This is a genomic window from Pseudomonas sp. MWU13-3659 (genome assembly GCF_023757525.1).
Classification (GTDB): domain Bacteria; phylum Pseudomonadota; class Gammaproteobacteria; order Pseudomonadales; family Pseudomonadaceae; genus Aquipseudomonas; species Aquipseudomonas entomophila_E.
The window spans coordinates 241,590-255,398 of sequence record NZ_JAMSHW010000008.1; the positions used below are offsets into that span (position 1 = coordinate 241,590).

The 13,809-nt window shown below is 59.0% G+C and carries 13 protein-coding genes and 1 pseudogene; 12 read left to right on the forward strand and 2 right to left on the reverse strand.

Translation table 11 applies throughout. From position 1 onward, the window contains the following. Positions 1–3 precede the first annotated feature (3 nt). The 12 genes and pseudogenes from NGM28_RS13165 (at position 4) to NGM28_RS13220 (ending at position 10,879) form a co-directional block, all read left to right on the forward strand. Positions 4–531, forward strand: coding sequence for a tail fiber assembly protein (locus NGM28_RS13165; protein WP_252090444.1), 528 nt, complete (start codon positions 4–6; stop codon positions 529–531). Between the two features lie 73 nt (positions 532–604). Further along, entirely contained in the window at positions 605–1,771 is a 1,167-nt protein-coding gene (locus NGM28_RS13170; RefSeq protein ID WP_252090445.1) for a phage tail sheath subtilisin-like domain-containing protein, read from the forward strand. Between the two features lie 12 nt (positions 1,772–1,783). After that, the gene (locus NGM28_RS13175) at positions 1,784–2,293 is read left to right on the forward strand and encodes a phage major tail tube protein (protein ID WP_240065335.1); all 510 of its coding nucleotides are present in this window, start codon (positions 1,784–1,786) and stop codon (positions 2,291–2,293) included. Between the two features lie 33 nt (positions 2,294–2,326). Then, the gene (locus NGM28_RS13180; RefSeq protein WP_240065334.1) at positions 2,327–2,623 is read left to right on the forward strand and encodes a phage tail assembly protein; all 297 of its coding nucleotides are present in this window, start codon (positions 2,327–2,329) and stop codon (positions 2,621–2,623) included. 131 nt (positions 2,624–2,754) lie between these two features. Continuing rightward, the gene (locus NGM28_RS13185) at positions 2,755–5,556 is read left to right on the forward strand and encodes a phage tail tape measure protein (RefSeq protein ID WP_252090446.1); all 2,802 of its coding nucleotides are present in this window, start codon (positions 2,755–2,757) and stop codon (positions 5,554–5,556) included. Between the two features lie 9 nt (positions 5,557–5,565). Beyond that, on the forward strand, positions 5,566–6,405 hold the full coding sequence (locus tag NGM28_RS13190) for a phage tail protein (RefSeq protein WP_252090447.1): 840 nt from the start codon (positions 5,566–5,568) through the stop codon (positions 6,403–6,405). Beyond that, entirely contained in the window at positions 6,380–6,586 is a 207-nt protein-coding gene (locus tag NGM28_RS13195) for a tail protein X (RefSeq protein ID WP_240065331.1), read from the forward strand. Before NGM28_RS13190 ends, NGM28_RS13195 begins: the two co-directional genes overlap by 26 nt. 55 nt (positions 6,587–6,641) lie before the next feature. Beyond that, positions 6,642–7,694 carry a phage late control D family protein gene (locus NGM28_RS13200; RefSeq protein WP_252090448.1) on the forward strand — a complete coding sequence of 351 codons (1,053 nt, stop codon included), beginning with the start codon at positions 6,642–6,644 and terminating at the stop codon, positions 7,692–7,694. 23 nt (positions 7,695–7,717) lie between these two features. Next, positions 7,718–8,269 carry a glycoside hydrolase family 19 protein gene (locus NGM28_RS13205; protein ID WP_252090449.1) on the forward strand — a complete coding sequence of 184 codons (552 nt, stop codon included), beginning with the start codon at positions 7,718–7,720 and terminating at the stop codon, positions 8,267–8,269. After that, positions 8,269–8,811, forward strand: coding sequence for a lysis system spanin subunit (locus tag NGM28_RS13210; RefSeq protein ID WP_252090450.1), 543 nt, complete (start codon positions 8,269–8,271; stop codon positions 8,809–8,811). The genes NGM28_RS13205 and NGM28_RS13210 overlap by 1 nt, the downstream gene beginning before the upstream one ends. 72 nt (positions 8,812–8,883) lie before the next feature. Next, positions 8,884–9,278: pseudogene (locus NGM28_RS13215) on the forward strand (DNA adenine methylase); the annotation flags it as partial. Between the two features lie 452 nt (positions 9,279–9,730). Next, positions 9,731–10,879 carry a hypothetical protein gene (locus tag NGM28_RS13220; RefSeq protein WP_252090451.1) on the forward strand — a complete coding sequence of 383 codons (1,149 nt, stop codon included), beginning with the start codon at positions 9,731–9,733 and terminating at the stop codon, positions 10,877–10,879. A 109-nt stretch (positions 10,880–10,988) separates the two neighbouring features. Here NGM28_RS13220 and NGM28_RS13225 read toward each other — a convergent pair whose 3' ends face one another. Continuing rightward, positions 10,989–11,195 carry a hypothetical protein gene (locus NGM28_RS13225; RefSeq protein ID WP_252090452.1) on the reverse strand — a complete coding sequence of 69 codons (207 nt, stop codon included), beginning with the start codon at positions 11,193–11,195 and terminating at the stop codon, positions 10,989–10,991. A 400-nt stretch (positions 11,196–11,595) separates the two neighbouring features. Further along, positions 11,596–13,086, reverse strand: coding sequence for a P-loop ATPase, Sll1717 family (locus NGM28_RS13230; protein WP_252090453.1), 1,491 nt, complete (start codon positions 13,084–13,086; stop codon positions 11,596–11,598). Between the last annotated feature and the right edge of the window lie 723 nt (positions 13,087–13,809).

Consider the following 13,809-nt stretch of genomic DNA (forward strand, 5'->3'; position numbering starts at 1 on the left):
GGGGTGGCGGATCCTGATCCGCTGGACCCGGACAACTGGCTAGTCCCGGGGTTCGCCTACAGGGATGCGCCGCCCAAGGTGCCGGCGCAGCACGCGGCTCGTCGCACGAACGACCGCAGCGCCTGGGAGCTCATCGAGGATTACCGGGGCACGGTCTACAACACCGACACGGGCCAGCCCGAGGTCTACGCCCAGCTGGGCGCACTGCCGGCCGGCCTGGCCCCCAGCCCCCGACCGAGTGCGTACCACTGCTGGAGCGGCACGGGCTGGGTGCTGGACGAGCCGGCCCAGCGCGAGGGCATGCGCCTGGAGGTGCTGATCCAGCGCGATGAGCGCTTGCTGGCTGCTGGCCTGCGCATTGCCCCGCTGCAAGACGCGGTAGACCTAGGGCGCGCCTCGGACGAGGAACAAGCCTTGTTAATGGCCTGGAAGGCCTATCGCGTCGAGCTGGGACGCATCGAGCTGCAAAGCGGCTTCCCGCTCGGGGTTGAATGGCCGCCCGCCCCGGGCGCGGCCCTACCGATCACCTGACGCCCCGCCTGCTGGGGCGTTTTCTTTTCTGCTGTATCACGGCCCCGCTGGGGCCTTTTCCCTTGGAGAGCTTATGAGCGGTTTCTTTCACGGCGTTACCGTAACGAACGTCGACACCGGCACGCGCAACGTTGCCTTGCCGTCGTCCTCGATCATCGGTCTGGTCGACACCTTCACGCCTGGGCCAACCGCCACGGCCAAGGTCAATGACCTGGTGCTGATCACCAACGAGCGCGAGGCAGTAGCGGCCTTTGGTCCCAGCGCGGCGATCACCCAGGCCTGCCGCGCGATCTACGCCCGCGCGAAGGCGGTCATTGTTGCCTGCGGTGTGGCCAAGCTGGATGCCCCGGCCGAGCAGGTGTCGGCGATCATCGGCGGCGTGTTAGCGGACGGTAAGCGCACCGGCCTGCAGGCGCTGCTCGATGGCAAGAGCCGTTTCAATGCACAGCCCCGCCTGCTGGTGACGCCCAAGCACAGTGCGACCCAGGCCGTGGGTACCGCCCTGGTGGCGTTGGCCGACAAGCTGCGCGGCATCGCGATCATCGACGGCCCAAACACCACCGATGAGGCAGCCATCGCTTACGCCGGAGAGTTCGGTGCCAAGCGTGCCTTCCTTGTCGATCCGGGTGTGCGGCTATGGGACACCGAGGCCAGCACGACGGTCACCGCCCCAAGCTCGGCCTGGGTAGCCGGCCTGTTCGCGTGGACCGACCGCGAGTACGGCTTCTGGGCGTCGCCGTCGAACAAGGAGTTCGTCGGCATCACCGGCACCTCGCGCCCGGTCGAGTTCCTCGACGGCGACGAAACCTGCCGGGCGAACCTGCTGAATAACGCCAACGTGACCACCATCATTCGTGACGACGGGTATCGCCTGTGGGGCAACCGCACGCTGTCCAGCGATCCGAAGTGGGCCTTCGTCACCCGCGTGCGGACCATGGACATCGTCATGGACGCGATCCTGTACGGCCACAAGTGGGCCGTGGACCGCTCGATCACCGCCACCTACGTCAAGGACGTGACCGAAGGCCTGCAGGCGTTCATGCGCGACCTGAAGAACCAGGGCGCGATCATCAACTTCGAAGTCTACGCCGACCCGGTACTCAATACGGCCAGCCAGCTGGAGCAAGGCAAGGTGTACTGGAACATCCGCTTCACCGACGTGCCACCGGCCGAAAACCCCAACTTCCGCGTCGAGGTCACCAACCAGTGGTTGGCCGAAGTCCTCGACCCCGCTGCTTAAGGAGCCCATCGCATGGCAATGATTCCCCAAACACTGGCCAACCTGAACCTGTTCGTCGACGGCGTCAGCTTTCAGGGTGACGTGCCCAGCCTGACCCTGCCCAAGCTCACCCTGAAAATGGAAGAGCACCGGGTAGGTGGCATGGACCTGCCGATCGAGATGGACCAGGGCATGGAGAAACAAGAGGCGGGCTTCACCACCACCGGGGTGCGCCGCGAGTCGCTGAAGTTCTTCGGCCTGGGCGACGGTACCGCGTTCAACGGGACGTTCCGGGGCGCCTTCAAAGGGCTGAAGGGCCAGATCACCCCCGTGGTGGTCACCCTGCGCGGCACTCTCAAGGAGGTCGACCTGGGCGACTGGAAGCCCGGCGACAAGGCCGAGATCAAGCACAACATCGCGGTCACCTATTACAAGCTCGAACTGGATGGCCGCCTGATCTACGAGATCGATGCCCTCGGCATGAAGCGCGTCATCGATGGCGTCGACCAGCTCGCCGAACAGCGTCAGGCCCTCGGCCTGTAATCCCCCTCCATCACTCGAAAGGACACACAACCCATGAGCAAGAAAACCCCTGCGTACCTGAGCCTGGAAGCCGACCGCGTCAGCGTAAAGCTGAGCCGTCCGAGCGAATGCAATGGCGTTCAAGTCGACACGATCACCTTGCGCGCACCGACTGTGCGCGACATCCGCGGTGCTCAGCAGACGGGCAGTGGCGACGATGAGCAACGCGAACTGAACCTGTTCGCCTCGCTGGCCGAGATCGGCGTGAAGGATCTCGAAGGGCTGACCCTCAAGGATTACACCCGCCTGCAGGCCGGCTATTTTCGTCTGGTGCAAGACGACGAACTTTGACCCTCACAACCAGAAACGGCTAGCCAGAAGGCTGGCCGTCGAGCTGGGATTCTCGGCGCAGGAGATCTCGGCGATGTCCTGGGTCGATATGGTCTGGTGGCTCACGGACTGAGCCCGAAGGAGGGTAGAGCATGGCAAAGCTGGCGATAGCGCTGGAGATTGGCGGCGCCGTGGCAGCATCGCTCGGTGCGGCGTTCGGCACGGCCAAGGGGCATATCAAGAAACTTGAGGATACGGGCAGCCGTGCGAAGGTGTTGAAGAACACCATCGGCGAGACGATCAAGCTCAGGGACGAGTGGAAGAAGGCGCATGACAGTGGGTCGGCTGCAGCTGCTGGCCTGCTGCGCAAGCTCGACGGCAACCTCAGCGCGCTGAAGAAGCAGGGCGTTGAGGTTGGGCGCCTGGCGAAGGAGTACCAGCGCCTCGGCCGTGAAGCGAAAGCTGCAGATCTGCAGCAGAAAGGTCGGCAGCAGATCGATGCGGGCAAGTCGTCGCTCAAGTCCAGCGTCGGCGCGGCGGTCGTTGGCGTGGGCGCTGCGGCGATCCCGACGAAAATCAGTGCGGATTATCAAGCGATCATCCGCGACATTGCGATCAAGTCCAACATCGTCAACAAGCCCGAAGAGGCCCAGCTGAGCCGGACAGTAATCGACACTGCGCGGGAAACCGGCATGTCGCGCAATGACGTCGCTGACCTGGTCAACCAGCTGGTCGGCGCCGGTATGGAAGTAGAGAAGGCGCTGGCCTACGCACCCACGGCGGCGAAGTTCGCGATCGGCCAGGGCTCCTCGGGCGTCGATACAGCGGCAATGATTCAAGCGCTGCAGCAGAACGCCAAGATCACGGATCCGAAGGTCATGCAGCAAGCCCTGGAGGCGATTGCATACCAGGGGCAAGCGGGCAGCTTCGAGGCGGCCGACATGGCCAAGTGGTTCCCGCAACTGCTGGCCGGCATGGAGAAGGGCGGCGTTACCGGTTTGGATGCGGTCACGTCGCTCGGGGCGATGCTGCAAGTGCAGATGAAGACTGCCGGCAGTTCCGACGAGGCGGCCAACAACTTCAAGAACTGGATGGAGAAGATCGGCGCGGGCGACATCCAGAAGAACTATGAGAAGGTCGGGATCGACTATCAGAAGTCGCTGAACACGGGTCTGCAGAAGGGCATGAACGTCTTCGAGGCATCGATGGGTTTGGCGATGCAGTACGTCGAGAAAACGGACCCGAAGAAAGCCCTGGCAATGAAGGAGGCGCAGGCCAAGATCGACAAGGAAGTCGATCCGCAGAAAGCCACGGCCGCGCTGGAAGCCCTGGAGCGAAGCCTGCGAACTGGCGATGTGTTCGCGGACATGCAGGTCAAGGCGGCGCTGACCGCCTACGCGCAGAACCGGGGCCTGTACGCCACGTTGAAGGCCGACTCGGCCGATGCGAAAAAGGTGGCGGGCATCCTCGACAAGAACCTGGCTGAGCGGCGTGAAACATCTAAGCAGCGCTGGACCGAGGCGGGGCAGTCGGTTGATGACGCGATGCGAAGCGTGGGGGACGCGATCCGCCCGATCACTGACCAGGTGGCGCAGGGCATCAGTCGCGTGGCTCAGGAGTTCACGCGGTTGTCCGATGGGTCGCAGACAGTCGTTGCCGGGGCGGTTGCGCTGGGTGGCGCTCTGCTTGGGCTGAAGACGGCGTTCGGCGCGTTCAAACTTGGCAAGGGCATGCTGAATCTCCTGCGGGGCAATCGGCTCGCTCGGGGTGGCTCGGGTGAAGTGCAGAAGGTCTTCGTCACAAACTCGGATGGCAAGGGGGATGGTGACGGCGACGGCGAAGAGGGCGGCCGCAACAAGTTCATCAGCCTGCTGCAGAAGGGGGTGAAGGTCGCGACCGGTCGGAAAGACGGTGAGGCGGGCGACGGAGACGGTGATGGGGAAGGCTCGGCCAGCGGCCCTGGTGCTGTTGATGTTGGCCTGTCGCTGCTTGACCTGTTCCGCTCTGAGAAGGGGGAAGGGGATGATGAGAGCTCGGAGCCGCAGAAGGTCTTCGTCGTCAACTCGGCCGACTTCGGTGGTGCTGGTGGCGGTGAAGGGGACAGGCGTCGCCGACGTGGCGGCCGTCGTGGTCGCCGGGGCGGCGCTGGTGGTGGCCCGGGCGGGCGTGGTGGTTCTGGCAGTCGCGGCGCGGGTGGTGGCCGACGAGCTGCTCCCCCGCCGCCCCCGGTGCCGCCCACGCCGCCCCGGCCTCCTGGGCGCGTTGCCTCGATCTTGGGACGTGTGTCTTCGCTTGTGCCGTCGGCGGGCGAGGCCGGCTTGCTGGGCAAGACCGTAGGCCTGGTGGGCAAGGTGGCGAAGCGCTTGCCTGGTGGCAATGTGGCCGACGCGGCATTCAAGGTCTTCGAAACCGCGACGACAGCGCAGACGCAAGACGAGAAGGCAGAAGGTTATGGGCAGGCCGCAGGCGGCTTAGCCGGGTCGATGGCGGGTGCAGCAGCCGGCGCGGCTATCGGTTCAGTTGTTCCGATCATTGGTACCGCCATCGGCGGCCTGATCGGGGGCGTGCTCGGTGGTATCGGTGGTGAGGAGCTGGGGGGCTTTCTCGGTCTCAAGATGTTCGGAAGTGGCGATGAGGCGGACAAGACCGGCCAGGACAAGGCTGCGTCGCCGGGTGATGTTGCCCGCTCGATTGCTGCAGCCGCACCGGCACCGACAGCGCCTGTCGTCGCCCAGGCGCTGGAGCAGGCGAAGCCCAGTGGCGGGGCAGGCAAGGTCGACCAGTCCTTCGCATTCTCACCGACCAACACGTACACGATCCAGGGCGATGTGAAGGATCCGGCCCAGCTGGCCCGCGATCTGGAACCGTTCCAGCGGGCTCAGTTCGATTCCTGGTGGCGAGAGATGTCCGCTCGTCAGTCCAACGCCCAGCTCTTCGATGAGGCTCACGTTTAAGGAGGTGTCATGGGCTACATGGAGTCCATGCAGTCGACGCTCTCGTCGTTGATTGCAGCGGGGGAGGCTGGCCGTACCAGCCTCGACGGCATGCTAGGGCCTTTGACGGGGGCGGTCAGTGACATGACCGGGGCGGCCAGCGAGTTGCAAGGGCTGCCTTTCATTGGACCGGTCATCGGCGCGAAGCTGCAGCGGACGATGCGGGCGATCAGCACCGCGCAGTCGACCGTGGGGCAGGTGGCGTCGACTTACGGCCAGGTGGTCAGTGGCGCTTCGGCCGTGCAGGAGCGACTGGGTTCGCTGAAGGAACAGGCGGGCAAGGCGTCAGCGGCGATCAACCGCATCGCGGGGCAGGGAAGCCCAGCACTGCCCAGCATCCTGGCCACCAGCAAGGCCGGAATGACACCGGCTTCGGAGGCGGTTCAGCCTCTCCCGCACCTGCTGGTCCTGCAGCCGCTCGATCCGAGCCTGCCGCCGTACTACTTCAACCTCAACACGGCCGCGTTCGATGAGCTGCGGCGGCAGACCTCGGCACGCTGGGCGGCGCAGGAGCGGCTGACCCGCGACATTGGGCAGCAGGCGGTCGGCCACGGTGAAGACAAGCTGAGCCTCAAGGGTGCGATCTACCCGTCGTTCAAGGGCGGAATCAAGCAGCTCGATGCGTTGCGCTCGATCATCCGTCAGCTGCGGCCGGTGACGCTGATTACCGGCTATGGCGACGTGCTAGGTACCTGGTGCCTGGTCAGCGTCGACGAAGAGCAGGGCGCGCTATTGGGCGGCGGCATTCCGCGCAAACAAGGGTTTTCACTGGAGTTCGTGAAGTATGGCGAAGACATGCAGAACGTCTGAAGGGGACCTGCTCGACACGCTGTGTTACCAGCACTACGGCCACCTCAACGGTACCGTCGAGCTGGTCATGCGGACCAATCAGGGGCTGGCCGATCAGGTGCAGCCCTACCGCGCGGGGATCCTGATTCACCTGCCCGACTTGCCGGCGCCGTCGATCGAGACGGTGCTGCTTTGGGATTGACCTCATCCACCCCTAAGCCCCGCCCTGTGCGGGGCTTCTTCATTCTGGAGGGCGCATGCAGCCTACGTTTCGCATCGTCGCTGATGGCAAGGACATCACGGCGCTGATCAATGACCGGCTCCTGATGCTGAGCATCACGGACAAGCCCGGCATGGACTCCGATGAGTTCGAGCTACGTATCGATGACCGGGATGCCGCCGTGGCATTGCCCGGGCGGGGCGCTGGTATCGAGGTCTTTCTGGGTTATGTCGGTCACGCTCTGGCCCGCCTGGGCCGGTACACCGTCGACGAGATCGAGGTGTCTGGCCCGCCCCGGACGATTGTCATCCGAGGCAAGGCCAGTGACATGCGCGGTACCGGCAAGACCACGCGCAGCGGCAGTTGGGAGGGCGTGCCGCTTGCGCAGATCGTGCGTGACATCGCCGCCCGTAACGGTTGGGCGCCCGTCTGCCCGGTGCAAACGAAGGTGGATCGCGTCGACCAGCGCAACGAGTCGGACTTCAACTTCATCACGCGCCTGGCCAAACAGTACGACTGCACGGCCAAGGTCGGCGACGGCAAGCTGCTGGTCATGCCGCGTGAGGGCAGCGTCAGTGCCAGCGGCAAGGCCTTCGGCGTGATCACCGTCACGCCGGCCGACGTCAGCCGCTGGCAGTTCCGGCTCGGCGACCGCAGTGCGCAGAAGGCGGTGAAGACCACGCATCAAGACAAGAAGACGGGAAAGCTGGCGGTGATCGAACTGAACAACGACGACGCCCCGAGCAACCTCCCTGCGGTCCACACCGACCGCCACATCTACCCCGACAAGACCGCTGCCGAGCAGGCCGCCAAGGCCAAGTTGGCGGCCTTCAACCGCAGCACTGCCGGCGTGCGCCTGCAGATGATCGGGCGCACCGACCTGTTCGCCGAGCGCGTCGTCAACGCCCAGGGCTTCAAGCTCGGCCTGGATGGTGAGTACCTGGTCGACAGTGTCGAGCATACCTTCGACGCCTCGGGCTGGGTGACGGCGGTCGAGTGCAACGGTGGCAAGAAGGGCAAGGCGAAGGCCAAAGGCAAGAAAAAGAAAGCTGACAAGCCACTCAAGGTGGTCGACGTGAAACCGGCCTGATCGGCCATTACAGGAGATACAAGATGACTGTCACCCTCAAGCAGCTGCAGCTGATCCTCCCCAACGCCGGCACACAAGCCGGCGTTTTTCTTCCCGCGTTGAACGTGGCGATGGTGAAGTGGGGCATCGTGACCCCGCTGCGCAAGCGTGCGTGGTTGGCCCAGGTTGGTCATGAGTCTGGCCAGTTGCGTTACGTCCGCGAGCTGGGCGGCGCCCAATACCTCTCCAAGTACGACACCGGCAAGCTGGCTGCGCGCCTGGGCAACACGCCCGAGGCCGACGGTGATGGCCAGCGGTATTGCGGTCGGGGCCTGATTCAGGTCACCGGGCATGACAACTACGCACGCTGTGGCGAGGCGCTCGGCCTGGACCTGCTCACGCACCCTGAGCTGCTCGAACGGCCAGAGCATGCCGCAGATTCGGCCGGCTGGTTCTGGCATCAGGCGGGCCTCAACGCACTGGCGGACAAAGGGGTGTCGGCATTCGAGACTATCACCCGCCGTATCAATGGTGGCCTGAATGGCTTGGATGATCGCCTGGCGATGTACAAGCGCGCCGAGCAGGTGCTGATCTGATGGCGGCCGGCTGGAGGTTTTACCTGTTGGCCCTGGTGCTGGGCGCGGCCGGGGGCGCTCGTATTGCTTGGTTGTGGCAGGCCGACGAGCTGGATAGGCAGGCAGTGCGGTACCAGCAGAAGCTGACCGAGAAGGACCTGGTGCATGGCCGTGAGCGTGAGGCGGCGGCCGTAGCGGTGCTCGAGCAGAAGGCGATCGAACAGGCCCAGCGGCGCGACCTCGAGGATCGCTTGCAGGCACAAGACAAGACTCACTGGAAGGAGATGAACGATGTACTACAAGCTCAGGCTCGCCTGCGCGACCGGCTGGCTACTGCTGATCTGCGGTTGTCAGTCCTGGTCGACGCCGGAACCGTTGCCGCCTCGGGTGGTGACGGTGGGGTGCGAACGCCTGCCGGCGCCGGAGGTCTGGTGGATGGAGCCGTACGCGCCCAGCTTGACCCAACGCATGCTCGGCGAATTGTCGCCATCACCGACGAGGGCGATCGAGCAGTGATCGCGCTGCAGGCCTGCCAGGCCTACGTGCGTGAAGTGACCCGCTAGTAAAGAGGCGAGCCGGGAGGATGCGTCAACATCCAGCCCGGCCCGCCGAACCCGCAGACCCTTCCTGCAAGTCCAGCCGCAGCCCCGGTCTAATTGCTCAACGATCTCAACGGCTTCTTAGCGGCGCTTTAACGTGTGGTGCAAGACCACCTTGAGGAATTCGTCCGCCAGTTCAAGGGGACGCTCAGCCCTCGGAAGATTTTCCATTGGCGAAGATGACTCGCCTTTAGACGCTGACCGACATCTAGCGCGCCGACCTATTCTTTTACCTGCAGCAGCATGCCTTCAGCGGCAAGGTCACTGGGCAAAAGTTCGGTGCCGTCGACACGGGACCGTCTGTCAACCTACTGCGCATTGAAGATAACCTTCCGGTCGCATGGCAGCGTCTCGCCGGCCCCTACGCCGAAAATTTCTCCTGGCTCAATTGCTCTGAGCGCTACGATCAAGAGCCTGCGTTCCTTGTTATGCAAAACCTCACTATTCTATAAAAAAAAACGATTTCTATGGAAAGGCATTAACCTGTTTTTTTTGCTTAAATTCAGGCTGGGTTGTAGGTGATGATTAAATTGCTCGGCGCCTGTCCTTGAGGGATATGGTCAAGTCGCCCTATTTTTATGTGTGTTTAGATGTGGTGGTGTTTGTGCGAAACCTTGTTTTTTAGAGGGTTGGCCAGACTGTAGGTCTAGCTCTGGGAGTAAAGGTTGTGGTGCGACTTTGCTTCGAAAAAGTCTTCCTGGTGAAGGGTTAAGCTGCGACTTTCTAGATTTGAGAAGGCGGAGTGCGCAAGGGGTAAGAGGTCTAATTTTATTGCAAAGCAGTAGGGGCGGGCGTGGGGGTGTTTTGTGCGGTAACATGATGGTCTTGCAAGAAGTTGTTGGGATTTTATTATTATATGTAGTGCCGTGAAAAAGTCTGGGGTATGTTTATGGTTAATAGGGCAAGTCTTTCATTGCAGCATAGAATTTTCGATGTCAATAAAAGCGCGCAGGAATCTGGCGGCGAAGGAAAAAGCACCTACGACAAGATGGTGACGACCTTCAGTTATGTTAAGAATAATTCTTCTGCGGACGTCGTAACAATTGTTGCTAATGCAAATGCTCAGTCGTCGCGCCGCGAAGATATTGAGGTGCGTGTTAATGGAGAGCTTAAGGTTTTTGAGGATGATCGGGCTCGCGATATTTTATGCATGAACAATAGCTTTGAGGATTTTCCTAGTGTAGCAATGGGGCATCTATATAGGATCGCTGGGAAGTCGATCCTAAGCGATAGGTGCATCACCCCGTACGCAGAATTTAGAATCCCCGACTGTGAAGAAAATGAGCGTAAAAATCAGCTTTCAAGTCGTTTGCTTTCAGAAAGCATCTTGCATGCACTTGAAACTAATCCAGATTTGAAAAATATTCTCGTTCCTGTTCATTATTGCGGTCACTGGAATTTATCTATAATCAATAAGCTCAATGACTCTGATGAGTGGCGCCTGATCACCTGCGAAACCCTTTCGTATGCGAAAATGGTAAAGTGCGATCCGCTTGCTAGCATCGGGCTTGTTTTGGAAGGCGTTCCTGAACTCGTTTTTGAAAGTGCTCATAAGGCGCTGCAAACAAAGCTTAAGCCTGGCTTTAATTATATGGAATTCAAGCAGTACGGGGATAAAGGATGCGGCTTCACTACGAGCATTTTTGCGGAGGCAATTCTTAAGGGGGACGTTTCAATCGATGATGAAATGATCTACTCCGACAAGGATTGGAGTGTGGCTACGTATACTGATGTTACAAAGGTGCTGCTGCGGCAACTAAGCGAGGTTCAGGAGAGGATTCAGGATATTCAGTTTGGTGGCGGGCATTCTGAAGATTTGGAGTTGCTAAACTCTAAGGCTGCTGATTTATTGTCTAACATTGAAATCCTCGAAGCTGCCGGTGGGGATGTTGTGCTGGAGAATAATAGAAGTCTTTCTAGTAGCATTGAGCTTGAGGCGCTGAGGCGAGTGCAGCTTGCATTCAAGTTTGAAAAAACACATAAAGAATCCGTTGCCGCAACAATTGGTGTGCTTGGCGGTGTTAAGGTGTAATTTCTATGGTTGCTTGATTAACCAACTGCGAAATGGCATGGCCTGCACGCTGCAGGTTCTGGCCCGGCCGCCCGATGAAGCATCGAAGGCAGTGGGCAGCGTTGTTGACTCAAGCCCGTAGGCGTTCGATCCCAATCGAGATTGCTTCAGTGTGGGTGTCCAGCGTCATCAGGGCTACCATGACGTTGTCGTGGATGTGGATCGAGCCACGTTGACTAATCCAGAGGGACAGCTCTTCTAGTGCTGCTCTGATGGCAGTTTGGTTGAGTAGCAGCAGCTCCAGGGTGTCTGCCGTGATTGCGGCTTTCTCATCCATGACGGACTCCTAGTACCGTAGATATTGTTAGGGCAAATTTAGGGCAGATTCCGGGACGCTTGAGGCCGGAATGGGCCATTTGCTCAGGTGAGGATAGCCGTTTTTACTGGCCTATGGTGGCCTGCCGAGCATGTCGGGCGGGTTCAAATCCCTATCCATAATCGGGTGGTATGCATTGCAATGCTGACTCGACCTCTGTGGGTAGGTATAAGTCTTCCTTGGGGCAAAAATGGGGCAGACTAAGCGCCATTCTTTGCTCTTTAGGTATTTTGCAACTGATGAAAAAAGCGCTCAAGGCCCAAGTACACGGGGCTTGGGCGCTTTCTTCGTCAATACTCCGGCCCAATGAGGGGCGTTTTAGATCTCGCTTCTGCAAAGGCCCTCAGTCTTTTAGGCTAAGTCAGACAGCCTTTCCCTGAATTAGGTCCAGTGCATCGCGGTAGAGAAAAGGTACCCAGTAGGTGGGTTGATTTTTGTCGTTGCGAGCTTCAAAGAACCCGGCGGCTACAAGCTGATCTGCCACTGAAAGTGCTTTTTCGGGCTCGATACTCCATATGCGCGTTAAAGTATCTAATTTTTGCTCGGCCTTTTCGTTTTTGAGAAGCTCGGTGTAGTTCTTTAGATTTGGGTACTCAGCACATAAGGTTTGTCTATATCTAACTTCGGAAACCGACGATAGCGATTCTTTGAATACGGTTCTGTCAAACAGTATCTCTGCGTCTGGCTCCGGTTTGCCTTGTTCAATTTTTTTGATTTGGCTGGCGAGGAGGCACTCAAGCATATGGATGACTTCGCGAGGTGCTGTCTTTTTGGTTCCGTCTTGGACTCGCGAGATTATCCAGTCAAACGCGTCTGGGTTTTTCCCAGTGTCGACTTTGTCTGGGAATATTCTCTTAATTATTAACTCTTGTTTGGATATGTCGCTTATGACATCGCTTTTGGTTACTTGGAGATAGTCAAGCAAAGACTGGTTGTTGAGGAGTCGGCTTATAACTAAGTTGAGCAGGCCGTCACGATCCCACTCGATTGTGTCAGTCTTAATTACATGGCTTGCTTCCCTGAAACCACCCTCCGTGATGCGCTCCCATATATCTTTGCGAACAAAAATCTTGGCTTTTATGTGGGTATAAGGTTTTAGGTCCGCGTATACACGGAAAAGTGCCCTGAGAGCTGATTTTTCTAATTCCGGCGACGAGGAGAAAGAAACGTCAAGGCGATCAAAAAGGAGCCAGATAGATAGCTTTTCAGCACTCAGGCCTTCGTTAGCGAAGTTAAGTAAGTCGTTGACCGGGACGCTAGAAAGTTTGGCTCGGATATCTGATGGCCCGTAGGAGGCTTTCCTTGTTGCGCTAGGGGCACCAGACATAGGGTCTAGGGATAAAGTCCATTCAATGTCGGTGGGGTCCTTTTCGCCAAAGCTTCTAATGTAGTTGATTGCTCTGCTGAAGAGCGCGCCGAGTGTGAACGATTTTGGTAGTAAGCCTGCGGTTTCAAGTGCCTCGATTAGCTTACTTGAAACGCTGTTGGCTGTGCCGGTTTCACGCAGCTTGGCGGCTATCAGTTGAAGTATGTATAGCTTCCATATATAGGTCAGATCGGATTCGCTACACGAATCATTGTCAATGAGCTCTTGGAATGCAGATGCCCCTAGCGGGTTTTCAGCGGGGGTTAAAAGGATGCTTCTGCTTTTGAAATCGTCAGTGTTGTTGGTTAGCAAGGAATATAACGCGCTTTTCCCAGTTCCCTTGGCACCATAGATCACATCAATCTCACCATTGGATAATTTATTCCATTGCGAAGTCTTGATGAAGTAGTTGGCAAGTTCATTTTTTTCATCTTCAGCCACTCGGTGGCCTACGCGTATTGACGCTAAAAGATTCTTCTTGTTCAAAAGTCTTCGTCCATGTGAATTGTTAAGGGATGGCAAGCTTGATCGGTCTAACGTCCTAGAAACCTGTTATATTGTGCATCTTGCGTGAAGTGTCAAGCGCCTTCCATGCTATGCGGTCCCTGGTGGTCGCCATATCCTGGTGACCTGGTGGTATAGGGGCACAAAGCGACATCTGGAGAAGTCTGATTCCCGCTTGACGATGAGGTCTCAATCGAAAATCTGCGAGGGATTGGTACAAAATTGGTACGAGCTTACCGTGACTCTACTCTAAGCCAGTAATCTCAGTGGGTATTGGAAGAGTATGCCCAATCCATCATCGGCGCCACGCTGAAGCGGCGGGATGGTTCGGGGCGCATGGAGGAAGCGGCTTGAGATTGCATAAGTCTGGGGCACGAACTCAGCGAAGCCAGGCGGCGAGTCCCGCTGGCAGGCGATGGATAGGTTGATGGCCGCCAGTTTACCAAGCATGGCGGGATTCGTCCGGTCCGATTGGCGATTAAGGTGCTGGTCGGGGGTGAAGTGTTTTTGATCGTGTGTTGGCAGCCAGGTGCAGGGCGGTAGCCATGCACCGCATTCAAGATCGAGCGCCGCGCGGGCGGCGCTCGATCTCCCAGGCGCTGCAACCCTTTCGTCAAACACCTCGAAAGAACAACGCCTTAATGCTTCATCCCCAACTCCGCATCATCCATCAGCGCCTTGGCCAGCGCGCTCAGGTAATACGAC